Origin of the sequence: Streptomyces lydicus (assembly GCF_000717345.1) — a bacterium.
GTDB lineage: Bacteria > Actinomycetota > Actinomycetes > Streptomycetales > Streptomycetaceae > Streptomyces > Streptomyces lydicus.
The window spans coordinates 32,808-55,703 of sequence record NZ_JNZA01000023.1; the positions used below are offsets into that span (position 1 = coordinate 32,808).

At 73.0% G+C, this 22,896-nt stretch carries 21 protein-coding genes and 1 pseudogene; 16 read left to right on the top strand and 6 right to left on the bottom strand.

The window, feature by feature from the left end; genetic code table 11:
• Nucleotides 1-382: 382 nt before the first annotated feature.
• Both OO62_RS22040 and OO62_RS22045 read right to left on the bottom strand, forming a co-directional pair.
• The gene (locus OO62_RS22040; RefSeq protein ID WP_033269252.1) at nt 383-754 is read right to left on the bottom strand and encodes a hypothetical protein; all 372 of its coding nucleotides are present in this window, start codon (nt 752-754) and stop codon (nt 383-385) included.
• Nucleotides 751-1,026, bottom strand: a complete 276-nt coding sequence (locus OO62_RS22045; RefSeq protein ID WP_033269253.1) for a toxin-antitoxin system HicB family antitoxin — start codon at nt 1,024-1,026, stop codon at nt 751-753. Before OO62_RS22045 ends, OO62_RS22040 begins: the two co-directional genes overlap by 4 nt.
• A 136-nt stretch (nt 1,027-1,162) precedes the next feature.
• On the opposite strand from OO62_RS22045, the gene OO62_RS22050 reads away from it, so the two are divergent.
• From OO62_RS22050 to OO62_RS22100, 11 genes are all read left to right on the top strand, one after another.
• Nucleotides 1,163-2,614: an APC family permease gene (locus OO62_RS22050; protein ID WP_033269254.1), complete on the top strand. Its 1,452-nt coding sequence runs from the start codon at nt 1,163-1,165 to the stop codon at nt 2,612-2,614.
• A gap of 115 nt (nt 2,615-2,729) precedes the next feature.
• On the top strand, nt 2,730-3,620 hold the full coding sequence (locus OO62_RS22055; protein ID WP_033269255.1) for an LLM class F420-dependent oxidoreductase: 891 nt from the start codon (nt 2,730-2,732) through the stop codon (nt 3,618-3,620).
• Nucleotides 3,621-3,691: 71 nt separating this feature from the next.
• Entirely contained in the window at nt 3,692-4,114 is a 423-nt protein-coding gene (locus tag OO62_RS22060) for a GNAT family N-acetyltransferase (protein ID WP_033269256.1), read from the top strand.
• Between the two features lie 213 nt (nt 4,115-4,327).
• On the top strand, nt 4,328-5,674 hold the full coding sequence (locus tag OO62_RS22065; protein ID WP_033269257.1) for a hemolysin family protein: 1,347 nt from the start codon (nt 4,328-4,330) through the stop codon (nt 5,672-5,674).
• Nucleotides 5,671-6,675, top strand: a complete 1,005-nt coding sequence (locus tag OO62_RS22070; RefSeq protein WP_033269258.1) for a hemolysin family protein — start codon at nt 5,671-5,673, stop codon at nt 6,673-6,675. Before OO62_RS22065 ends, OO62_RS22070 begins: the two co-directional genes overlap by 4 nt.
• A gap of 106 nt (nt 6,676-6,781) precedes the next feature.
• Nucleotides 6,782-7,618 (top strand): SGNH/GDSL hydrolase family protein, encoded by an 837-nt coding sequence (locus OO62_RS22075; RefSeq protein WP_033269259.1) that lies wholly within the window; start codon nt 6,782-6,784, stop codon nt 7,616-7,618.
• Nucleotides 7,619-7,735: 117 nt separating this feature from the next.
• Nucleotides 7,736-9,169 carry an adenylosuccinate lyase gene (gene purB / locus OO62_RS22080; protein WP_033269260.1) on the top strand — a complete coding sequence of 478 codons (1,434 nt, stop codon included), beginning with the start codon at nt 7,736-7,738 and terminating at the stop codon, nt 9,167-9,169.
• A 10-nt stretch (nt 9,170-9,179) separates the two neighbouring features.
• Nucleotides 9,180-9,737 carry a G/U mismatch-specific DNA glycosylase gene (gene mug, locus OO62_RS22085; protein ID WP_033269261.1) on the top strand — a complete coding sequence of 186 codons (558 nt, stop codon included), beginning with the start codon at nt 9,180-9,182 and terminating at the stop codon, nt 9,735-9,737.
• 191 nt (nt 9,738-9,928) lie between these two features.
• Nucleotides 9,929-10,849: an alkaline phosphatase family protein gene (locus OO62_RS22090; protein WP_033269262.1), complete on the top strand. Its 921-nt coding sequence runs from the start codon at nt 9,929-9,931 to the stop codon at nt 10,847-10,849.
• 2 nt (nt 10,850-10,851) lie between these two features.
• Nucleotides 10,852-12,141, top strand: coding sequence for an MFS transporter (locus OO62_RS22095; protein WP_033269263.1), 1,290 nt, complete (start codon nt 10,852-10,854; stop codon nt 12,139-12,141).
• Nucleotides 12,138-13,154: a PD40 domain-containing protein gene (locus OO62_RS22100; protein WP_033269264.1), complete on the top strand. Its 1,017-nt coding sequence runs from the start codon at nt 12,138-12,140 to the stop codon at nt 13,152-13,154. Before OO62_RS22095 ends, OO62_RS22100 begins: the two co-directional genes overlap by 4 nt.
• Before the next feature lie 7 nt (nt 13,155-13,161).
• On the opposite strand, the gene OO62_RS22105 is transcribed toward OO62_RS22100, so the two are convergent.
• The gene (locus OO62_RS22105) at nt 13,162-13,623 is read right to left on the bottom strand and encodes a hypothetical protein (RefSeq protein WP_033269265.1); all 462 of its coding nucleotides are present in this window, start codon (nt 13,621-13,623) and stop codon (nt 13,162-13,164) included.
• 151 nt (nt 13,624-13,774) lie between these two features.
• On the opposite strand from OO62_RS22105, the gene OO62_RS22110 reads away from it, so the two are divergent.
• The 3 genes from OO62_RS22110 to OO62_RS22120 all read left to right on the top strand — a co-directional run bounded on the left by OO62_RS22110 (nt 13,775) and on the right by OO62_RS22120 (nt 16,940).
• On the top strand, nt 13,775-15,007 hold the full coding sequence (locus OO62_RS22110) for a sensor histidine kinase (RefSeq protein WP_033269266.1): 1,233 nt from the start codon (nt 13,775-13,777) through the stop codon (nt 15,005-15,007).
• Nucleotides 15,008-15,011: 4 nt separating this feature from the next.
• Nucleotides 15,012-15,662, top strand: coding sequence for a response regulator (locus OO62_RS22115; RefSeq protein ID WP_033269267.1), 651 nt, complete (start codon nt 15,012-15,014; stop codon nt 15,660-15,662).
• 120 nt (nt 15,663-15,782) lie between these two features.
• Nucleotides 15,783-16,940, top strand: coding sequence for an ROK family transcriptional regulator (locus OO62_RS22120; protein WP_033269268.1), 1,158 nt, complete (start codon nt 15,783-15,785; stop codon nt 16,938-16,940).
• 118 nt (nt 16,941-17,058) lie between these two features.
• Here the strand turns inward: OO62_RS22120 and OO62_RS22125 are convergent, their stop codons facing one another.
• The 3 genes and pseudogenes from OO62_RS22125 to OO62_RS22135 all read right to left on the bottom strand — a co-directional run.
• Nucleotides 17,059-17,805, bottom strand: coding sequence for a GntR family transcriptional regulator (locus tag OO62_RS22125; RefSeq protein ID WP_033269269.1), 747 nt, complete (start codon nt 17,803-17,805; stop codon nt 17,059-17,061).
• Between the two features lie 495 nt (nt 17,806-18,300).
• A complete protein-coding gene (locus OO62_RS22130; RefSeq protein WP_033269270.1) occupies nt 18,301-19,185 on the bottom strand; it encodes an RNA polymerase sigma-70 factor in 885 nt (294 codons plus the stop codon).
• A 120-nt stretch (nt 19,186-19,305) separates the two neighbouring features.
• Nucleotides 19,306-19,557: pseudogene (locus OO62_RS22135) on the bottom strand (VOC family protein); the annotation flags it as partial.
• Nucleotides 19,558-19,798: 241 nt separating this feature from the next.
• Here OO62_RS22135 and OO62_RS22140 point away from each other — a divergent pair.
• Nucleotides 19,799-21,373 carry an alkaline phosphatase D family protein gene (locus OO62_RS22140; protein ID WP_033269271.1) on the top strand — a complete coding sequence of 525 codons (1,575 nt, stop codon included), beginning with the start codon at nt 19,799-19,801 and terminating at the stop codon, nt 21,371-21,373.
• Nucleotides 21,374-21,456: 83 nt separating this feature from the next.
• Nucleotides 21,457-22,857, top strand: coding sequence for a GNAT family N-acetyltransferase (locus tag OO62_RS22145; RefSeq protein ID WP_033269272.1), 1,401 nt, complete (start codon nt 21,457-21,459; stop codon nt 22,855-22,857).
• The last annotated feature ends 39 nt before the right edge of the window (nt 22,858-22,896 follow it).

A 22,896-nucleotide genomic window follows, 5' to 3' on the forward strand; every position in this document is an offset into this window, starting at 1 on the left:
ACGGACCTCCGGGGCCTGTTGTGTGGACTGCTTCGCTTTACGCTCCGCTGCGCTCCGCCTTCGCTCCTTATCGAGCCCTTGGAAGCGAAGCCCACACAACAGGCCCCTCCGGCCCGTCCCCTCCCGTGGGAGGGAAAGTTGAAGGCCGGTGGGGGCGAGCGTCCGTAAGACGCCCGCCCCCACCGGCCTTTTCCCTCCCCACTACGGGAGGGGCCGCGCCGCAGGACGAAGTCCGGAGGAGCGGCACCGCACCCAACACCAACCCAGCCCGCCGCAGGCGCAACGGCGAGACGACACACGGCGGGAAAGCCAACAACGTACGCGGCGCCGCAAAGCGCAACGGCGAGCAACCACCACGGCGCCGCAGACAAAAACGTGGGAACTACACCGCCCACGTCCGCAGCTCGGACGCGATCGCGCGCACGTCTGCCGTTCCCTCCTTGACCAGGCGGGCGAGGTCGCGGACCTGTTCGGGGGAGGTGGCGATCTTCAGGCCGCTGGCCACTAGGTAGCCATAGGCGACGGCGGTCGCGAACATCGCGTTGGAGCGCTCCAACGCCGGCACCTGGAGCAGGAGTTGGAGAAGGGCCGCGGCACGGTCCGGCGGGTCGGGGTACACGGGGACGCCGAATATCTCCGCCTCGTGGCGGCTGACCGCGGCCACGAGGGCGCCCCAGTCGGTGACCTGGGGGTCTCCGGGGGTGTGCTGTTCGGCGATGAGAAGGAGCCAGGCGAGATCGATACGCAGTGTCACGTCGTGCCCGGCTGCCCTTCGGGGTTGCCGGCGGGCGCGGCGGGGCCGGGCGCGCCATCCGCGTCCAGGCCGAATTCCTCGGCGAAGACCCGCTCGTACTGCTTCATGAAGTCGGAGGCGGCCTCAACGAAGGTCTGTCCGACCTCGCCGGCGTCCTTCAGGACCAGCTCCTCGATATAGCGGTTCATGCTCACTCCCCGCTGCAGGGCGCGCTCCCGCGCCGCTTCGGCGGTGGCCTCGTCCACGCGGACGTTCAGCTGCGTCTTCGCCACGCTTCCAAGCTAGCGCGCATTCGCTAGCACCGGCAAGCACCGGCGTCCGCATCCCGGTCCGGGCCCGCGCGCCGCTGCCGGGGCGGGCGGACCGGATGCCGCACGATGTGATCGGTCGTGAGAGGAGGCCCCCGCCGTGTCCGTCCCGGTCTCCGTCCCGCATCTGAAGCGCAGCCTGCGCCGCTTCGACATCATGGCGATCGCGGTCGCCGCGGTGATCTCCTTCGACGTGATCGGGCAGATCGCCGCCGGCGGGGGCCAGGCCGTCACCTGGATCGCGGTCATCGCGGTGGGATTCCTGCTGCCCTACGCCCTGGTTTTCGCCGAGACCGGCGCCGCGTTCCCGCAGGAGGGCGGTCCGTACGTCTGGGTGGAGCTGGCGTTCGGCCGGCTGACGGCCGTGCTGACCACGATGTTCTACTGGGTCACCAATCCGGTCTGGCTCGGTGGCTCGCTGGTGTTCGTGGCGGCGGCGGCCTGGGACCGCTTCGTCTTCCCGCTCGGCTCGGCGACGGTGGCCGACTACGTCTTCAAGCTGGTCTTCATCTGGGCCGCGATCCTGACCGCGGTGATCTCGCTGCGGCGCGGCAAGTGGATCACCACGGCCGGCGCGGGGGCCAAGCTCCTGGCGCTGGCCTTCGTCACCGTCACGGCGGCGGCGTACGGCATCCGGCACGGCTTCCGCGGACTGCACGACGCCGGCTTCGCCCCCACCGGCGCGGGGTTCCTGGCGCTGGTTCCGGTGCTGCTGTTCGCGTTCGTCGGCTTCGAGGGTCCCAATGCCGCGGGGGACGAGATGCTCGATCCGCAGCGCGACGTACCGGTGGCGATCGGGGTGTCCGGTGCCATCGCGACCGTCAGCTACCTGCTGCCGGTGCTGGCCATCGTCGCCGTCTCCCCGGGCGGGCGGATCACGGGGGTGGGCGGTTTCATGGAGGCCGCCCGGCTGGTCTTCGGGATCTACGGGGACGCGCAGGGGGCGCTGCTGGCCTTCGTCGCGGTGCTGTTCGCGGTGGCGCTCCTGACGCAGGGCAGCGCGTGGATGATCGTCGCCGACCGGATGCAGGCCATGGCGGCGGCCGACGGCGGTTTCTTCAGCCGGGGCCTGGGCGTCTTCCATGCGCGGCTGGGCACGCCGGTCCGGATGAACCTGCTGTCCGGGGTCACCGCCACCGCCTTCATGGTCGCCGCCATGCATCTGGCGAGCGGGGACACCTCGGCCATCTTCGGCGTGGTGCTGACCGTCGCGATCACCACGTTGCTGCTGTCGTACATCGCCGTGATCCCCGCCCTGCTGGCGCTGCGGCTGCGCCACCCGGAGGCGCCCCGACCGTACCGGGTGCCCTTCGGCATCGGGGGCTTCGCCTGCGCGGACCTGCTGGTCTATGCCTGGATCCTGCTCGGCTGCTGGGTGGCCCTGTTTCCCGGCACCCTGGAGCGGTTCGTCGGCTTCCCGTACGACTTCCGGGCGACCTGGGGCGTCTCGCGGCTGACCTTCGAGACGTTCACGCTGGGCACGGTGGGGGTGCTGCTGGCGGTCGCCGCGGCGGGGTACGCGACCCAGCGGATGCGGTCCCGGACCCGGTAGGGCGGTACCGGCCGCGGGTGAATGTCCGGCACCTGCCCCGGCGTTGGGGGGATCGTGATTGCATGATCACGATCCGGGCGGATCGGCCCGGCCGCACAGTCTTCCAGGGGGTCTCATGCCACGTCCGTTCCGTTTCGGCGTCAACATGCTCGCCATCGATACGGGTGCCGCCTGGCGCGAGAAGTGCCGGCGCGCCGAGGCGCTCGGCTATGACGTCCTGCTGGTCCCGGACCACCTGGGCATGCCGGCGCCGTTCCCCGCGCTGGTCGCCGCGGCGGAGGCGACGGAGCGGCCGCGGGTGGGCACCTTCGTCCTCAACGCCGGCTTCTTCCCGCCGGCGCTGCTGGCCCGCGAGGTGGCCACCACCGACGCGCTCACCGGCGGCCGGCTGGAGCTGGGGCTGGGGACGGGGTACGTCCGCGCGGAATTCGAGGCCGCCGGGCTGCCGTGGGGTACGCCCGGTGAGCGGGTGAACCGTCTGGTGCGCACCGTCGAGGAGCTGGACCGGCTGCTGGGCGATCCGGAGCACGCCCCGCGGGCGGCTCAGCGGCCGCGTCCGCCGCTGCTGATCGGCGGCAACGGGCCGCGGATGCTGCGGCTGGCGGCCGAGCGCGCCGAGATCGCGGCGTTCACCGGAGGACGGCAGGCGCCCGGCAAGCCGGAGGGCACGTTGGAGCTGCTGCCTGCCGTGGAGCTGGCGGCGTCGGTGGCCAGGTATCAGGGGTACGCGGCCGGGCGCCCGGAGCCCGCCGAGCTGAACATCCTCGTACAGCGGGTACTGGTCACCGACGACCGGCGGGCGGCGGCCCGGGAGATCGCCGCGCTGGGCGTCGGCCTGGACGAGGAGCAGGCGCTGGAGGCGCCGACGCTGCTGATCGGGACGGTGCGGCAGATGGCGGAGCAGCTGCGGGAGCGCCGCGAGCGGTACGGGTTCTCGTACATCACGGTCCTCGATCCCTACCTGGAGGCGTTCGCGCCGGTGCTGGAGGAGCTGCGGGGCAGCTGACGCCCGGCCGGCGGCGTCCGGCCTGTGGAAAACGTTCGACAGCGCGCTCGGGCCGGTGGTGGGATCGCGGAATGACTGATCTTCAGGTTCGGGCCGGGACGCCGGCCGATCTCGATGCCGTGCTGGCCTTCTGGAAGGGTGCCGCCGAGGGCACCAGCATCAGCGACGACACCGACGGTGTGGCGCGGCTGGTGGCCCGCGACCCCGAGTCGCTGCTGCTGGCCGAGCGGTCCGGCGAGCTGGTGGGCACGGTGATCGCCGGCTTCGACGGCTGGCGCTGCCATCTCTACCGGCTGGCCGTGCACCCCGAGCACCGACGTCAGGGCATCGGCGGTGCGCTGCTGGCGGCCGCCGAGGAGCGGTTCCGCGCGCTGGGCGGCCGGCGCGGTGACGCGATGGTGCTCGACCGCAACGAACTGGCCCGGCATGCGTGGCGTGCGGCGGGCTACGCGCCGGAGCCGCAGTGGAGCCGCTGGGTCAAACACCTGGGCTGAGCTGGGCTGACCGCCGCAGAACCCTCTTGGGCCCGCCCCGTCCCACGGGGCGGGCCCACCCGCAACTTTGCTCATCCTTTACCATGGTGTTTCCTCTCCCCGATGAAAGGTGTGTGAGCGTCCAGTCATGGGCGAGCCTCCCAGTTGTCGAACACCGCGGCGACACAGCGCGAACCTCCCGATCCTGTTCGATCATGGGACGGAGGTGACTCGATGACCGACCTGCTCCTCCTGGCCGTGGCACTCCTGCTGACCTTGGCCTGCGGTGTCTTCGTGGCGGCGGAATTCTCGCTGACGACCGTCGAGCGCAGCGACCTCCAACGGGCCGCCGAGCGCGGCGACCGGGGCGCGGACAGCGCCCTGAAGGCGGTCCGCAACCTCACCTTCCAGCTCTCCGGAGCCCAGCTCGGCATCACCGTCACCGGCCTGGTCATCGGCATGCTCTCCAAGCCGGCGATCGCCACCCTGCTGGCCGGACCGCTGGACGCGATCGGGCTGCCGCCCTCCGTGGCGGAGTCGCTGGCCCTGGTCCTCGGGACCGCGATCTCCACGGTCGTCCTGATGGTGGTCGGCGAGCTGGTCCCGAAGAACTGGGCCATCTCCAACCCGCTCGGCGTGGCCAGAAGGGTCGCCACCGCCCAGCGCGGGTTCAGCCGCGCCTTCAGGCCGTTCATCCGGCACCTGAACAATGCCGCGAACCACATGGTGCGCCGGATGGGCCTGGAGCCCGCCGAGGAGCTGGCGTCGGCCCGCGGCCCCCAGGAGCTGGTGGCGCTGGCCCGGCACTCCGCCAAGGAAGGCGCGCTGGAGGCCGACACCGCCGAGCTGTTCGTCCGTACCCTCAACCTCGCCGACCTGACCGCGGAGAACGTCATGACGCCGCGGGTGCAGGTGGTGGCGCTGGAGGTGCAGTCCACCGCCGAGGACGTCGCCAACGCCACCCGCGCGACCGGCCTGTCCCGCTTCCCCGTCTACCGCGGCAGCCTGGACAGCGTCGTCGGCGTGGCGCACATCAAGGACGTGTTGGCCATCCCGGCCGAGCGCCGCCCCCGCCACCCGGCCTCCGAGCTGCTGCGCGAGCCCCTGCTGGTGCCCGCCACGCTGACCGTGGACCGGCTGCTGGACCGGCTGTCGGGCAAGCGGACCATGGCCGTGGTCATCGACGAGTACGGCGGCACGGCCGGTGTGGTGACGCTGGAGGACATCGTCGAGGAGGTGGTCGGCGAGGTCCGCGACGAGCACGACCCGCTGGAGACCCCCGACCTGGCACCGGCCGGCACGGACGCCGAGGGCCGGCAGGTCTACCAGGCCGACGGCGCGGCCCGCACCGACCAGCTGGAGCGGATCGGCCTGCGGCTGCCGGACGGCCCGTACGAGACCCTCGCCGGCCTGATCGCCACCGAACTGGGCCGGATACCGGCCGCCGGTGACCGCCTGGAGGTGGCCGGCTGGACCATGGAAGTCCTGGATGCCTCCGGCCATCGCGCGGCGCGGGTGCTGCTGCACGCGCCGCTGCCGGGCAACAGCACCGACGAGCACAGGACGGAGGCCGGCCGGTGACCGCGCTACAGCTCTTCGTCGGCCTGCTGACGCTGGTCGTCAACGCCTTCTTCGTCGGCGCCGAATTCGCCCTGATCTCGGTGCGCCGCAGCCAGATCGAGCCGTACGCCGAGCGCGGTGACCGCCGCGCGACCAGTGTCATGTGGGGACTGCAGCACGTCTCGGCCCTGCTGGCGGCCGCCCAACTGGGCATCACGCTGTGCACCCTGGTGCTGGGCGCGGTCGCCGAGCCGGCCATCGCGCATCTCCTGGAGCCGGTGTTCAACGCGGTGGGCATCTCCGAGACCCTGGTCCACCCGATCTCGTTCGTGATCGCCCTGTCCCTGGCGACCTATCTGCACATGCTCTTCGGCGAGATGGTGCCGAAGAACGTCGCGCTCGCCGAGCCGGTGCGCAGTGCGCTGATGCTGGGCCCGCCGCTGGTCGCGCTGACCCGGGCGCTGCGCCCGGTGATCTTCGCGATCAACGCGCTCGCCAACGCGCTGCTCAAGGTGCTGCGGGTGGAGACCAGGGACGAGGTCACCGCGACGTTCTCGGACGCCCAGCTCGCGCGGATGGTCGAGGACTCCCGGCAGGCCGGACTGCTCGACGAACGGGCCCAGGACCGGCTGCGGGACGCCCTGGAACTGGGCCGCCGCCCGGTCCGGGACGTGGTGCTGCCGGTGGAGAAGGTCGTCCACGCCCGGATGGGGGTCACCCCCGAGGAGCTGGAGCAGCTGGCCGCCGAGTCCGGCTTCTCCCGCTTCCCGGTCGTCGACGAGACCCGCCGCATCCTCGGCTACCTGCACGTCAAGGACGCACTGGACGCCACCCCGCGGCATGAGCCGTTCCCGGTCTCGGCGCTGCGCCCGATCGCCCGCGTCAAGGCCGCGACGCCACTGGACGACGTACTGACCGCGATGCGCGGCTCCCGCACCCACCTTGCCGCGGTGATCGGCGACGACGGCCGCCTGGCGGGACTGGTGACGATGGAGGACGTACTGCGGGAGCTGGTTCTTTAGCCCCCAGCAGGTCAGGGGGCGGATACACCGGCACCGGAGGGCGGACGCCCGCCCCCACCGACCACCTCCAGAAGCCGAAAACGTGGGCCACTAAACTCATCGCTTCATGGAGATGAATGCCCCCTACACCAGTTTCGTCGCAGTCGGCGACAGCTTCACCGAAGGCATGTCGGACGGCCTGCCGGACGGCTCGTACCGCGGCTGGGCCGACCTGCTCGCCGCCCGGCTGGCCGCGCTGAGCCCCGGGTTCCGCTACGCCAATCTCGCGGTGCGCGGCAAACTGATCCGGCAGATCGCCGACGAGCAGTGCGGCCCCGCGGCCTCGATGGGCGCGGACCTGGTGACGCTGGTCGGCGGCCTCAACGACGTGCTGCGGCCCAAGTGCGACGTGGAGCAGGTGTGCGCCACGCTGGAGGACGCCGCGGGGCTGCTGGCCAGGGGTGGCGGCCAACTGGTGCTGATGCGCAGTCCGGCGCGGCAGGGCCCGGTGCTGGAACGCTTCCGGCCGCGCATGGAGCGCCTGTTCGCCCGGATCGACGAGCTGGCCGTACGGCACGGAGCGGTGGTCGTGGACCTGTACGGGTCCCGCGCGCTGGCCGACGCCCGGCTGTGGGCGGACGACCGGCTGCATCTGAACGCCGAGGGGCACCGCCGCGTGGCGGAGGCCGTCTGGCAGGCGCTCGGCCTGCCGGCCGCATCGGACTGGGACGCGCCGCTGCCGGCCGCGGTGGCGCCGGGCTGGGGTGCCCGCCGGGCCGCGGATCTGCGGTTCGCGCGGGAGCATCTGGTGCCGTGGATAGGGCGGCGGCTCACCGGCCGGTCCTCGGGGGACGGCCGGACGGGCGCGCACGCCGGTCCTGAGCCGGGCGGAGCGTTCTGGGTGAGCCCGGCGGACCACACGGACCCCGGACCGGTGACGGGGTGGGGACGCGCGGGGGCGTGAGCCGGCATCCGTCGCCGGACTCCGGCCGGTGCCGGTGCGGGGCCTGTAGGAAACCACAGGTTGGGGCGGGGCGCTGGCCTGCGGGAATCGCCAGTAGACTCTGACCACGTGACTGCTGTGTCTGCGAAGCCTCGCATCCCCAATGTCCTGGCCGGCCGCTACGCCTCCGCGGAGCTGGCTGTGCTGTGGTCCCCCGAATACAAGGTCAAGCTGGAGCGGAAGCTGTGGCTTGCCGTGCTGCGTGCACAGAAGGACCTGGGGGTGGCGGTCCCGGAGGAGGCGCTGGCCGACTACGAACGGGTCCTGGAGAACGTCGACCTGGCGTCGATCGCCGAGCGTGAGAAGGTCACCCGGCACGACGTCAAGGCCCGTATCGAGGAGTTCAACGCCCTCGCCGGCCACGAGCAGGTCCACAAGGGCATGACCTCCCGCGACCTGACCGAGAACGTCGAACAGCTGCAGGTGCGGCTGTCGCTGGAGCTGATGCGGGACCGTACGGTCGCCGTGCTGGCCCGGCTGGGCTCGCTGGCCGCCCAGCACGCCGAGCTGGTGATGGCCGGCCGCTCGCACAACGTCGCCGCCCAGGCCACCACGCTGGGCAAGCGCTTCGCGACCGCGGCCGACGAGCTGCTGGTGGCGTACGCGCGCCTCACGGAGCTGCTCTCCCGCTACCCGCTGCGCGGCATCAAGGGCCCCGTCGGCACCGCTCAGGACATGCTGGACCTGCTGGGCGGCGACGCGGACAAGCTGGCAGAGCTGGAGCAGCGGATCGCCGGCCACCTCGGCTTCGGGCAGGCGTTCACGTCCGTCGGCCAGGTCTACCCGCGGTCGCTGGACTACGAGGTGGTGACGTCGCTGGTGCAGCTGGCCGCCGCGCCTTCCTCGCTGGCCAAGACGATCCGGCTGATGGCCGGGCACGAGCTGGTGACCGAGGGCTTCAAGCCCGGCCAGGTCGGTTCGTCGGCGATGCCGCACAAGATGAACACCCGCTCCTGCGAGCGCGTCAACGGCCTGATGGTCATCCTGCGCGGCTACGCGTCGATGGCCGGTGAGCTCTCCGGCGACCAGTGGAACGAGGGCGACGTGTCCTGCTCCGTGGTGCGCCGGGTCGCCCTGCCGGACTCGTTCTTCGCGCTGGACGGCCTGCTGGAGACGTTCCTGACGGTGCTCGACGAGTTCGGCGCCTTCCCGGCGGTCGTCGCCCGTGAGCTGGACCGCTACCTGCCCTTCCTCGCCACGACGAAGGTGCTGATGGCGTCCGTACGCGCCGGTGTGGGCCGCGAGGAGGCGCACGAGGCGATCAAGGAGAACGCGGTCGCCTCGGCGCTGGCCATGCGGGAGCAGGGCGTCGAGCGCAACGAGCTGCTGGACAAGCTGGCCGCCGATGCGCGGATCCCGCTGGACAAGCCGCAGCTGGACGACCTGATGGCGGACAAGCTCTCCTTCACCGGCGCGGCGGCCGCCCAGGTCGCGTCCGTCGTCGCCCGGATCGAGGAAGTCGCCAAGCAGCACCCGGAGGCGGCGGCCTACACCCCGGGCGCGATCCTCTGACGGGACCGTCGTGCGTTTCACCCCCGAAGAACTGGAAGCCGCTCGCGACCGCCTCGTCCCTGACGTGGTCGCGAGCGGCCTTCACGTGCTGTTCTGCGGAATCAACCCCGGGCTGATGACGGCGGTGACCGGCCACCACTTCGCGCGGCCCGGCAACCGCTTCTGGCCGGTGCTGCACGCCGCAGGCTTCACGCCCCGCCGGTTCCGGCCCGACGAGCAGGAGGAGCTGCCGGCGCACGGCCTCGGCATCACCAACGTCGTGGCCCGGGCGACGGCCAGGGCGGACGAGCTGACCGCCGCGGAGTACCGCGAGGGCGGGCGGCTGCTGGCCGAGAAGGTGGCCCGGCTGCGGCCGCGCTGGCTGGCCGTCGCCGGGGTCACCGCGTACCGCGTCGCCTTTGACGACAAGCACGCCGCGATCGGGCCGCAGGAGCGGACGCTGGGCGACACCCGCATCTGGGCGCTGCCGAACCCCAGCGGTCTCAACGCCCACTGGACACTGCAGACGATGGCCGAGGAGTACGGGCGGCTGCGGGCGGCGGCATTCGCGGAGGTCGACCCCGCATAGGGCTCCGCGGGCGGGGGCGCGGCGGGCGCGTTTGAATGGAGGAACCGGGGCCTTCTGCGGACCGTACGGACCTTCGCCCCGGCCGCTCAGCTGCCGTTCGGCTGCGCGTCACCTTGAAGGCGTGTACATGCCACGGTGACAGCTCTACGCTGTCGCCGCCCGCGTACCCCCACTTCCGTACGGAGGCCCCCGTGCCTGCTCCGTCCCCCTCGCCGTCCTCGTCCTCGCACCGCGTCCGCCGCTCGCGGCGCCACCGGCTCACCGCGCTCGCCGGGGCGTTCGGTCTCGCCGCCGCCGGGCTCGGCATCTGGGCCGGCAACGGCTTCGGCGCCGAACCGGCCGCGGCCGCCGTGCCCACCCCTGACCACGTGGTCGTGGTGGTCTTCGAGAACCACGCGTACAACCAGGTGATCGGCAGCTCCAGCGCCCCGTACATCAACTCCCTGGCCTCCGGCGGCGCGAGCCTCACCGCTTCGTACGCCGAGACCCACCCCAGCCAGCCCAACTACTACGCCATGTTCTCCGGCGACACCCAGGGCGTCACCGACGACAGCTGCGTCACCCCGGGCTTCAGCAGCGCCCCCAACCTCGCCTCAGAGGTCACCGCGGCCGGCAAGTCCTGGGCCAGCTACAACGAGTCGCTGCCGGCCGAGGGCTCCACCACCTGCAAGTCCGGCAAGTACGCGCAGAAGCACAACCCCTGGTTCGGCTTCAGCAACGTGCCGGCCAACACGGCACACACCTTCGACGCCTTCCCCACCGACTTCACCAAGCTGCCCACCGTCTCCTACGTCGTGCCGAACCTGTGCAGCGATATGCACGACCGCTCGGTGTCGACCGGTGACACCTGGCTGAAGGACCACCTCAAGAGCTATGCGGACTGGGCCAAGACCCACAACAGCCTGCTGCTGCTCACCTTCGACGAGGACAACCGGCTCAGCGGCAACCGCATCCCGACCGTGTTCTACGGCCAGCAGGTGACGCCCGGCTCGACGTCGGGCACCACCTACAACCACTACGACGTGCTGCGCACCCTGGAGGACATGTACGGCACCTCGCACGCCGGCAAGGCCGCCAACGCCAAGGACATCAGCGGCATCTGGGCGAGCTGAACGTGTATCTCGCAGACCGCCGCGCCACTCCCGCGGCGGCCGTTTCGGGCGCGCGCCCGGGCCGGCCGCCGCGGGCTGCCGTGCCCGCCACCGTGCTCGTACTGGGCACCGTCAGTCTGATCACCGACATCTCCTCGGAGATGGTCACCGCGGTCCTGCCGCTGTACCTCGTCGCCGAACTCGGGCTGTCGCCGCTCGGGTTCGGGCTGCTGGACGGGGTGTACAACGGGGTGAGCGCGCTGGTCCGGCTGATCGGGGGACGGGCGTCGGACCGCGGCCGGGGCGGCGGCCACAAGACCGTGGCGGCGCTCGGCTACGGGCTGTCCGCCCTGTGCAAACCCCTGCTGCTGATGGTGCACACCCTGCCGCTGATCGGTGCGGTGCTCGCCGCGGACCGTACCGGCAAGGGGCTGCGCACCGCACCGCGCGACGCGCTGATCTCGCTGTCCTGCGAACCCGCCACCCGGGGGCGGGCGTTCGGGGTGCACCGGGCGATGGACACCGCGGGCGCGCTGCTCGGACCGCTGGTCGCGTTCCTCGTGCTGCGCGCCGCGGCCGACGGCTATGACGCGGTGTTCACGGTCAGCGGCTGTGTGGCCGCGCTCGGCGTGGCCGTCCTGCTGCTCTTCGTCCCCGGCCGCGCGCGGACCTCCGTGACGCCCCGGCCGGACACCGCCGCCCGCCCCACGGTGGGTAGCCTGCTGCGCCGGCCGGCGGTGCGCCGCCTGACCGGCTGTGCCGTCCTGCTCGGCCTGACCACGGTCAGCGACTCCTTTCTCTATCTCACTCTCCAGCGCCGGCTCGGCCTGTCCGAGGCGTGGTTCCCGCTGCTGCCGCTGGGCACCGCCGCGGCCTTCCTGCTGCTGGCCGTGCCGCTGGGCGCGCTCGCCGACCGGATCGGCCGCCGCCGGCTGTTCCTGCTCGGCCATCTCGCCCTGCTGGCCGCCTACGGGCTGCTGCTCGCCCCGCTCGGCGGGTCCACGGTCCTGACCTGCCTGGTGCTCGCCCTGCACGGCGGTTTCTACGCCTCCACCGACGGTGTGCTGGCCGCGGCCACCGCCGATGCCGTGCCCGAAGAGGTGCGCGGCAGCGGGCTGGCGGTCGTGCAGACCGGCCAGGCCGCGGCGCGCTTCGGCTGCTCGCTCGCCTTCGGCGCGGCCTGGACCGCGTGGGGCGACCGCTGGGCCCTGGGGCTGGCCACCGGCGGCCTCGCCCTCGCCGCCGCCCTCAGCGCCCGGCTGCTGCGGCGCGTACCGGCACCCGCCGTCCCCCTCTCGGAGCCCGTCACATGAATCGCACCTCCCGCCTCGTGGTCCTGCTCGTCACCGTGGTCGTCCTGGGCGCGGTCGCCGTCGGCGCGACCCTGCACGCCGCGGGGCGCGCCGCCCGCAAGGACCGTGCGCAGGCCGGCGGGCCGGCGGTGACCCCCGGGGCCGTACGGCTCGACGACCCGCACCGCGCCTTCTTCCGCAACATGGCCTGGGGGCCGCACCGCGACGAGATCACCGCGGTGCCGGCCGGCCGACTGTCCGGCCCGCGCACCGCGTCCGGCGTCCGCTGCCTGCGCTTCCACGCGGCCGCCGGCACCGGCATCTGCCTCGAGGCCGTGCACGGCGAACTCCGTGACAGCTACCGCGCCGTCGTCCTCGACCGCCGGCTGCACGCGCTGCGCCGCTACGACCTGGCCGGCACCCCCACCCGGGCGCGGGTCTCTCCCAGCGGCCGCACCGTCGCCTGGACCGTGTTCGTCAGCGGCGACTCCTACGCCGGAACCGCCTTCTCCACCCGTACCTCGGTCCTCGACACCCGCTCCTGGCACCTGGACGCCAACCTGGAGACCTATGCGCTGACCGTCGACGGGCACCGGGTCCACACGGCCGACATCAACGTCTGGGGCGTCACCTTCGCCGACGACACGCACTTCTACGCCACCGCCGCGACCGGCGGGACGACGTACCTCGTCCGTGGCGACCGCACCGCCCGCACCCTCCGGGCACTGCACAGCAACGTCGAATGCCCCTCGCTCTCCCCCGACGGCACCCGCATCGCGTACAAGAAGCGGGTCCGGGGCGCCGATCCGGACGCGCCGTGGCGGCTGTACGTGCTGGACCTGCGCAGTCTGCGCGAGACCGCGACCGGTGAACACCGCAACGTCGACGACCAGGCCGTCTGGCGCGACGGGCACACCCTGGTCTATTCGCTGCCCGGCGACTTCGGCTCCGATCTGTGGACCGTGCCCGCGGACGGCACCGGCGCGCCCCACCTCCTCGTCAGCGCGGCGCTCGCGCCCGCCTTCGACCGCTGACGACCCGTCACCGGGCCCCGGAAACCGCCGGCGTGGCCACGTCCCCCTCCCCCACCGCCACCAGCAGTTGCAGCGGCAGCTCACGGCCGCCCTGCCCCACCCCCACGCCGACCCAGCGGTCCCGCACCCGCCACCCGTGCATCCGCGGGACGTAGCCGCACAGCGTGTCGAGCGGCGGCCGCACCGGCAGCCCGACGGTCATCCGCTCCAGGGCGGGGGTGAGATCGAGCAGCGCGGGCCGGCCCCACCGTAAGGAGAGCGCCTGCACCAGCGCGGTCAGCGCGGCTTCGAAGTCCTCCTCGGCCTCCGCCACCTCGGCGGGGTCGGCGTCCCAGAACTCCCCGCTGACCCGCAGCCCGGCTATGTGGAAGCCCGGACCGCTCTCGACCGGGGCGGAGCGGCCCCGCCGGTCGGGGAAGTCCCGCAGGCGGAGCGCGTCGATCGTGGTCAGCTGCTCGTCAAGCGTCATGCCTTCAGTAAACCGGTGGGGTCTGACAATTGACGTTTCCTCGGCCGACGTCTCCGCTGTCCCGCAGGTCCTTCCCGCCTGCCCCGCCGCCAGGACCGTCTCCCCCTGCCGGGGGAGGTGCGCTGTCAGTGGCCGCTGGCACGATGACGGGGTGTCCTTCTCGCTCTCGACGGTGTTCCGTCCGCTCACCCGGGCCGTCACCTACACGCGCTGGCTGCACCAGCTGATCGCCTCGGTGGCCGGGACCCTGGCCGGCTTCGTGCACGGCGGGACGTTCCGCTCGACCGGCATGGAGGTGTGGCTGTGGATCGCGGTCCTGCCCGTGCCGGTGCTCCTCGCGGCCGCGCTGATACCCGCGGTCCGGCGCGTCGAGGGCCTCCAGGCGCAGTTGCTGCTGACGCCGGGCCCGCAAGGGCCCGAGGAGCGGGCCGGAACCGGCATCTCCACGAGCCCCTCGCTCTCCTGGCGTGATCGGGGCCGGACGGCCGGATGGCTGCTGCTGCGGCTGGCGGTGGGGGTGCCGGTGTCCGCCCTGACCGTGCAACTCCCTGTACTGAGCTTCGCGTTCCTCCAGGCCGCCGCCGGTCACCGCACGCACTTCCGGGGTCTGCCGGCGATCGACGCACCTCATGGGTGGTACGCCCTGCTCGTACCGCTCCCGCTCGTGGTGCTGCTGGCGGTCGCCGTGTGGGCGGGGTCACTGATGGCCGCCGCGGCAGGGCGGCTGCTGGGGCCCTCGGCCGCCGAGCGGCTGGCCGTGCTGGAGGCCCGTACGGAACGCATCCTGGAACACAACCGGCTCGCCCAGGAGTTGCACGACTCGATCGGCCATGCGCTGACCGTGACCGTCCTCCAGGCCGGCGCGGCCCGGGCCGCCGGCTCGCCGGAGTTCACCGACCGGGCGCTGGCTGCCGTCGAGGAGACCGGACGGCAGGCGCTGACCGATCTGGAACGGGCGCTGCGGCTGCTGCGCGAGGACGTGCCGCACCCCGCCGCACGCCCGGTGCTCGCCGACGCGGAGCGCCTGCTGGAGTCGGCGCGGGCCGCGGGCTCGACGGTACGCGCCGAGCTGAGCGGCCCGTTGGCGGCGCTGCCCGGCCCGGTGTCCCGGGAGGGGTACCGGATGGTGCAGGAAGCCCTGACGAACGTGCTGCGGCACGCCGGCCCGGTGCCGGTGTCCGTCCGGATAGCCGCCGACGCCGACGCGCTGGAACTGGAGGTGCGCAACCCGATGCCCGCTTCCCCGGCACCCGCCGCCGTCGGCCGCGGGCTGCGTGGCCTCCGCGAACGGGCGGCGCTGCTGGGCGGCAAGGCCGTCGCCGGACCGGACGAGGACGGCGAGTGGCGGGTGCACGCCCGGCTCCCGCTGGCCCGGCTGAGGTGATCCGGTGCCGGTATCCGTACTCCTCGTCGACGACGAGCCGCTGGTCAGAACCGGGTTGCGGGCCATTCTGGAGGCGCAGCCCGACATCGAGGTGACAGGTGAGGCGGCCGACGGTGCGGCCGTCGTCCCGCTGGTGCGGCGGCTGCGGCCGGATGTGATCGCCATGGATGTGCGGATGCCGCTGCTGGACGGCATCGAGGCGACGCGCGCGGTGTTGCGTTCGGTGCCCGAGCCACCGCGGATCCTGGTCGTCACCACCTTCGAGGACGACGACTACGTCTACGAGGCGCTGCGGGCGGGCGCGGACGGCTTCCTGCTCAAGCGCGCCCGGCCGGCCGAAATCGTGCACGCCGTACGGCTGGTGGCCGAGGGTGGTTCGCTGCTGCTCCCGGCGACGCTGCGCACCATGGCCGCCGGCCGCCGCAACGACCGGGCCCGGGCGGACTTCGACCGGGCGGCGCTCACGGAACGGGAGCGGCAGGTGTTGCGGCTGATGTCCCGGGGGCTGTCGAACGCGGAGATCGCCGCGGCCCTCGTGCTCGGCGCGGAGACCGTGAAGACCCATGTCAGCTCGGTGCTGGGGAAGCTGGGCGCCCGGGACCGCACCCAGGCCGTGATCGCCGCGTACGAGTCGGGTTTCGTCACGCCGGGCTAGGAGGTGGCCCGGAGATCGGCCCGCGGCGCTCCCCTAGGCCCGACCCGGCCACGGGGGGCTCGCCGCACACCCCCTGACCGGCTACGATCCGCCAGACACGGCAAGCTAGGGAGACGGACGTTGGGGCGGCTCACCGGCGGGGACCCCTCCCTGCTGCGACGGATCAACTCCGCGGTGGTGCTGCACGCACTGCGCGCCGCGGACTCCCCCACGCTCACCCACCTCGTCCAGGTGACGGGCCTGTCCCGGCCGACGGTCGAGGGCGTGGTCGAGGGACTCATCGAGACCGGCCTGGTGGTCGAGGTGCCCGCCGAGGAGGGCGAGGCGCGGCGCCAGGGGCGCCCGGCCCGCCGCTTCCGGTTCCGTGCCGAGGCCGGGCACCTGCTGGGCATCGAGATCGGTCCGCACCGGATCTCGGCGCTGCTGGCCGATCTGAGCGGGCGGGTGCGGGACACCGCGCAGCGCGCGGTCGAGGAGTCCGCGCCGGCGGACGAGCGGCTGGAACGGGTCCGTGCGGTGGTGGCCGAGTTGCTGCGTCGTACGGGCGTGCCGCGCAGTGCGCTGCGGGCCGTCGGGGTGGCCACCCCCGGCATCGTGGAGGCGGACGGCACGGTACGGCTGGGCACGGCATTGCCGGGCTGGACGGGACTGCCGCTCGGTGACCGGCTGCGACGCTCGTTCCGCTGCCCGGTACTGGTGGAGAACGACGCCAACGCGGCGGCGGTGGCCGAGCACTGGCAGGGCGCGGCGGCCGGCTCCGACGACATCGTGTTCGTCCTGGCGGGGCTGAGCCCCGGTGCCGGCTCGCTGATCGGCGGGCGGCTGCACCGCGGCTTCGGCGGGGCCGCCGGGGAGATCGGTGCGCTGCACCTGCTCGGCCGTGAGGCGACGCCGGAGAAGCTGCTGTCGACGACCGGCACGCCGCTGCACCCGCTGGACGAGGCGCAGGTCGCCACGGTCTTCACGGCGGCGCGGGACGGCGACGCGCGGGCCCGGGACGCGGTGGACCGCTTCATCCGGCGGCTGGTGCACGACGTCGCGGCGCTGGTGCTGGCGCTCGACCCCGAGCTGGTGGTGATCGGCGGCTGGGCGGCCGGGCTGGACGGCGTGCTCGCGCCGCTGCGCGAGGAGCTGGCCCGCTACTGCCTGCGCCCCCCGCAGGTCGCGCTGTCGCGGCTGGGCGAGGCGGCGGTCGCCACCGGCGCGCTGCGGCTCGCCCTGGACCATGTGGAGGGCGAACTCTTCGCGGTGGAGGGCACGGTGACGGCCCGCAGGTGAACCGGCGGGCGGATACGGCGGATGTGGCTGCGGGCGGGCCCACTGCTCGGCCTCACGCTGATGGCGGCCCGGCGGCCGGCGCCCGTCCGCCGGCCACAGGACCGTGGAGGGCGGCGGCTCAGCCGGCCAGCAGCGGCATCGCGTCGGTCTCGCCGAAGGTCAGCCGGCAGGTGTCCGCGCGGTACGTGGACACCGCGACGGCGGCCGGGCGGCCGGCGGAGACGTAGCGGGTCGTCACGACGAGGACGGGCGCGCCGGGCAGCCGGTCGAGCTCCTTGGCGTCCTCCGCGCGGGCCGAACCCAGCTCCACCGTGCGGTCCTGGCCGTCCAGTTCCCGTTCCTGCAGCGCGCGCAGCACCGCCCGGGCACTTCCCGGTGCGCTGAGCGAGGCCGCCGCCGTGCAGTCGGGGACCGTGGCCGCCGGGACGTAGAGGAGTTCGGCGGCGACGGGCTGGCCGTGCGTGACCCGGCTGCGGCGCACGATGTGCACCTGCTCGCCGGGGGCGGTCTCCAGCAGACGGGCCACCGGCGCGGGCACGGTGTCGCTCGTGGCGGCGTCGACCGGCTGCCAGTCGTCGCCGGGGGCGCCGGGCCAGGTGTGCCGGGCGGGGTCGACGGCGACGCCGACGCGCGGCGGGGCGACCGTGGTGCCCACGCCGCGGCGCCGCTGCAGCCTGCCCTCCAGCTCCAGCTGTTCGAGCGCCTGCCGGAGCGTGGCCCGGGCGACGCCGAAGCGCGCCGCCAGCTCGCGTTCGTTGGGCAGAATCTCGCCGACCGCGAACTCCGAGTCCAGCGCCTCGCTGAGCACGGTCTTGAGGTGCCAGTACTTCGGTTCCGGCGCCGTTTCGAGCTGCGTGGTCCCCACCCTGTCCTCCGCACTGGCCATTGCCCCGCGGGGCAGCACTCCCATGGAGCCGGGCCCGCACGCGGGGTGTGGTGACGGGCCCCGTACGTGCGCGTCCGTTTATGAGCGCTTCTTTATTAAAGGTTGTTGCAGTATCCCGACGATATGGCTGCCTCCACCCTTGGTCAAGACCAATCCCGCATCCGTTTCCCCCCGCACGGCCGTGCTCACCGTGCTGCACACCTCGCCCGACCAGGCGCCGGTCGGCGACGCGCGGCGCGACGAGAGGGCAGGTGGCATGGCGCCGCGTCACCTGGTGCGTCACCGAACTCCTCGGCCCGGCAAGGGCGCAGGAGCCCTGGGCGAGGGCGCAGGAGGCCGCCCGGGCGCTCGGAGGCGGCGGCCGGCACGGGCTCGCCGCCGGCCCCGGATCGACGTGGCACCCCGCCGCGCGGCTGCTGCGCGACGGGGCGCCAGGTGCTCCACAGCCCCCGGAAACGGGCTGCGTGCCGTCGCTCAGCCGGTTGCCAGCGACCCCAGCTTGTCGGGGTTGCGCACGATGTAGATCGTCTGGATCCGGCCGTCCTTGACGCCGAGCTGGATGACGGAGTCCGGCACCTCTCCGATGTGCCCCAACAGCGCGATACCGCCGTTGAGTTCGCGAATGGTGAACTCCAGTCCGGGCGGTGCGGACCGGGCCACGCCGAAGACGAAGCGGGCGATCTTGTCCGCGGACTCGATGACCCGCAGCGGCGCCTTGGCCTTGCCGCCGCTGTCGCCGACCAGCCGGGCGTCCGCCGCGAGCAGGGCGAGGAGTCCCTGCAGATCGTCGCCGGCCGCCGCGGCCAGGAACCGCTCGGTCAGATCGCGCTGCTGCTCCGGGTCGACCTCGTAGCGCGGCCGGCCGTCCTCCACGTGCTTGCGGGCCCGGCCGGCCAGTTGGCGCACCGCGGCGTCGCTGCGGTCCAGGATGGTGGCGATCTCCGCGTACGGATAGCCGAATGCCTCGCGCAGCACGAACACGGCGCGCTCCAGCGGGGAGAGCGACTCCATGACGACGAGGACGGCGAGGGTGACGGATTCGGCGAACACCGTCCGTTCGGCGCCGTCCGGCGCGGTGCCGACGGTGTCGGTCGCGAGCGGTTCCGGCAGCCAGGGCCCCACGTAGGACTCGCGGCGCGCCTGGACCTGCCGCAGCCGGTCGATGGCGAGCCGGGTGGTGATCCGTACGAGGAAGGCGCGCGGCTCGCGCACCTGGGTCCGGTCCGCGCCCGTCCAGCGCAGCCAGGCGTCCTGGACGACGTCCTCGGCGTCGGCCACCCGGCCGAGCATGCGGTAGGCCACCCCGAACAGCACGGGGCGGTGGTCTTCGAAGACGTCGGTCGCGGTTTCCTTCAGCACCCTTCCATCCCAGCGGGCCACCTCCGCGTTGTCCAGCGGAAACGGCGCGGTGCGACGCGTGCCACGGCGACCGCACGGCCGCGGCACACGTCGTCCTGACCTACGAAAGCCGCTGCCGCTTCAGGAGTTGGACCAGTCGCGGCGGGAGAGCACCAGCCGGTACCCGTCGGGGTCCTCCAGGGTGACGCCCCACTCGTCCCAGTACGGGTTGTACGCCGCGACCCGCGTACCGCCGACGCGCTCCAGCCGCTCGATCAGCTCGGCCGGCACCTCCTCGCCCAGGTAGACGACGAGCAGGTCGTCGGCCGTCGGGGAGGGCAGGTGCGTGCCGGTCGGGTCGAAGGTCAGCTCCAGGTGCCACCCGGCGTCCGGTCACCTTCCTCGGGGCCGCCGTGCGGCGGCGCGTACCGGGACCGTAAACGTCCCGGTCGCATCCTGGCGATCGGCCGATGGTCTTGCGACCATGGCCCGGGTCCGGTGGGTCGCGGGACCCACGCCCCGGGGTGCGGCCGGGACCGAACGGGCCGCTGTTCACCGGCCGTTCCCCCACCCGGCACCGAACACCGATACGAACAGGTCATCACCGAGTCCGGTCGAGGCATGGAGGTTTCAGATGGCGCAGGGATCCGACGGCGGCTTCGGACGGCGGTCGTTGCTGCAGGGCGCGGCGGCGGGTTCCGCGGCGCTGACGCTGCCCGTGCTCTCCGGCGCCGCGCCGGCGCAGGCCCGCAGCGGTCGGCCGGGCGCCGACTGGGGCGTGCAGGTCGGGGACGTGACCACGTCCTCGGGTCTGGTGTGGGTGCGCGCGGACCGGCCGGCGCGGATGGTGGTGCAGACCGCGGCCACCGAGTCGTTCCGCAACGCCAGGACGTGGCACGGGCCGGTGCTGGGGGCGGGGACGGACTTCACCGGCGTCACCTCGCTGCACGGTCTGCCGGCCGGCGAGCAGATCCACTACCGGGTGCTGCTGGCCGACCCGGACGACCCCCGGCGGTCCGGCGAGCCGGTCACCGGCACCTTCCGTACGGCCCCCGGGGACCGGCGGCAGGACGTCCGCTTCCACTGGTCGGGCGACCTCGCGGGCCAGGGCTGGGGCATCAACCCGGAGCGCGGCGGCTACCGCATCTACGAGGACATGCGGCGCCGGAACCCGGACTTCTTCCTGTGCAGCGGCGACAACATCTACGCGGACAACCCGATCACCGAGAAGGTGACGCTCCCGGACGGCCGGATCTGGCGGAACGTGACGACCGAGGAGAAGGCGAAGGTCGCCGAGACGCTCGCGGAGTTCCGTGGCGCGTTCCGCTACAACCTGCTGGACGACAATCTGCGCCGGTTCAACGCCCAGGTGCCCACGATCACGCAGTGGGACGACCACGAGGTGCACAACAACTGGTATCCGGGGCAGTTGCTGGCGGACGACCGGTACACCGAGAAGGACGCCGATGTGCTCTCCGCGCGGTCGCTGCGCGCCTTCGGCGAGTACTTCCCGATCCGGACGCTGCGGCCGGACGGCGGCGGCCGGGTCTACCGGGTGGTGCGCCACGGCCCGCTGCTCGACGTGTTCGTGCTGGACATGCGCCGCTACCGCAACGCCAACTCGCCCGACCGGCAGACCGACGATCCGCAGGGCATCCTGGGCGCCGAGCAGCTGCGCTGGCTCAAGCGGGAGCTGTCCCGCTCGCAGGCGGTGTGGAAGGTGATCGCCTCCGACATGCCGCTGGGCCTGGTCGTCCCCGACGGCAAGACCGACTTCGAGGCGGTGGCACAGGGTGATCCGGGCGCTCCCCTGGGGCGCGAGCTGCAGATCGCCGAGCTGCTGCGGCACATCAAGCACGCCCGCATCACCGGCACCGTGTGGCTGACAACGGACGTCCACTACACGTCGGCGCAGCACTACGCACCGGAGCGGGCCGCCTTCAAGGATTTCGCGCCGTTCTGGGAGTTCGTGTCGGGGCCGCTGAACGCGGGCGGGTTCCAGGCCGTGAAGCTTGATGGAACCTTCGGGCCCGAGCAGGCGTTCATCAAGGCACCGGACCGTGCCAATACCTCCCCCGCGGAGAGCCCGCAGTACTTCGGGGAGATCGATATCGACGGGGGCAGCGGGGAGTTGACGGTGCGGTTGCGTCAGGAGGGCGGAGAGGTGTTGTTCAGCAAGGTGCTCCAACCGGGACGGGTAGGACAGTAGAAACGAATGCGCCGATTGCGTCTTTTACCCGTCGGACACAAAGTGTTGGCGATCAGGCAACACCTGTCGGCCAGGCTGTATGCATGACTGAAGCATCCTCTGCGCGTTCCTCCCGTCGCCACCACTGGCGGCGGGACGTCATCGAGCTGGCCGCCCTCTTCACGGCCGTGGCGGTGGCCGACGCCGTCGCCAACATCGTCGCCCACGGCCCGTCGGGCCCGGTGCTGCTGTGCGCCTCGGCGGTGGCCCTGCTGGCCACGGCGGTCTTCCACGTCTGGTGGTCACGACGCCACGAAAACGCCCCGCCGCCGACCGATACCGGCGCCACGGCGGCGTCCCCCAGAGACCGGGCCCCCGGGGCCGGCGGCCGGGAGACGACGCTGTGGCGGATGCGGACCACGGTCCGTGACGAGCCGGGCAGCCTGGCCGAGGTGTGCACGGCGCTGGCCGCCCGGCAGGTGGACATCCTCAGCCTGCAGACCCACCCGCTGTCCGACGGCACGGTCGACGAGTTCCTGCTGCGCGCGCCCGGCTCGCTGGCTCCCGGGGAGCTGACCCGTACGGTGGCCGGCGCGGGCGGCCGGCACAGCTGGCTGGAGCGGGCCGACGCGCACGACCTCGTGGACGCGCCGACCCGGATGCTGGGCCTGGCGACCCGTACGGCTCTCGACTCCGCCGAACTCCCGCTCGCACTGCGCCAGTTGCTGGGGCGCTGCACGATCCACTCGGTACCCGCCCGCTCGCTCACCGGTCAGCCGCTCGCCGAGCAGGTGCCCGCCGAGGGCGTACTGGAGGACCACACCATGAAGTTCCGCGATCCCTCCGGGGGGTCCTTGACCATCGAAAGGCCGCAGCTGCCTTTCACCCCCACCGAGTTCGCGCGGGTCCGCGCGCTGGTCGAGCTGGACGCCCGGCTCGGCCAGCGGGTGCCGCCGCGGCGTGAGGTGCTCACGCTCCCGGAGGGCAACGAGATCACCGTCCGCCGGGCCGACACCTCCGACCTGGCGGCGGCCCGCGAGATGCACGACCGCTGCTCGCCCCGGACCCTGGCGCTGCGCTACCACGGCCCGGTGGGCGACGCGGACCGCTACCTCGGGCACCTGCTGAGCCCGCGCTTCGGCCGCACCCTCGCGGTGGAGACCGCTTCCGGCCGGCTGGTGGCGCTCGGCCATCTGCTGTGGGACGGCGACGAGACCGAGGTGGCCCTGCTGGTCGAGGACACCTGGCAGCAGCGCGGTATCGGCGCGGAGCTGCTGCGCCGGCTGGTGGCGATGGCGGACGAGGCCGGCTGCGAGAGCGTCTACGCGATCACCCAGGCGTCCAACACGGGGATGGTGGCGGCGATGCGCGGTCTCGGCCTGCCGCTGGACTACCAGATAGAGGAGGGCACGCTCGTGATCACGGCCCGCCCGGCGGGTGTGCCCGCCGCCCGGCCGGAGTCCCGTGAGAGCGTCCGCGTCCAGGACGGCACCGGCCGCCGCTGACGGCCGGGGCGCGGGCCACCCGCGCAGTACGGGGACCGC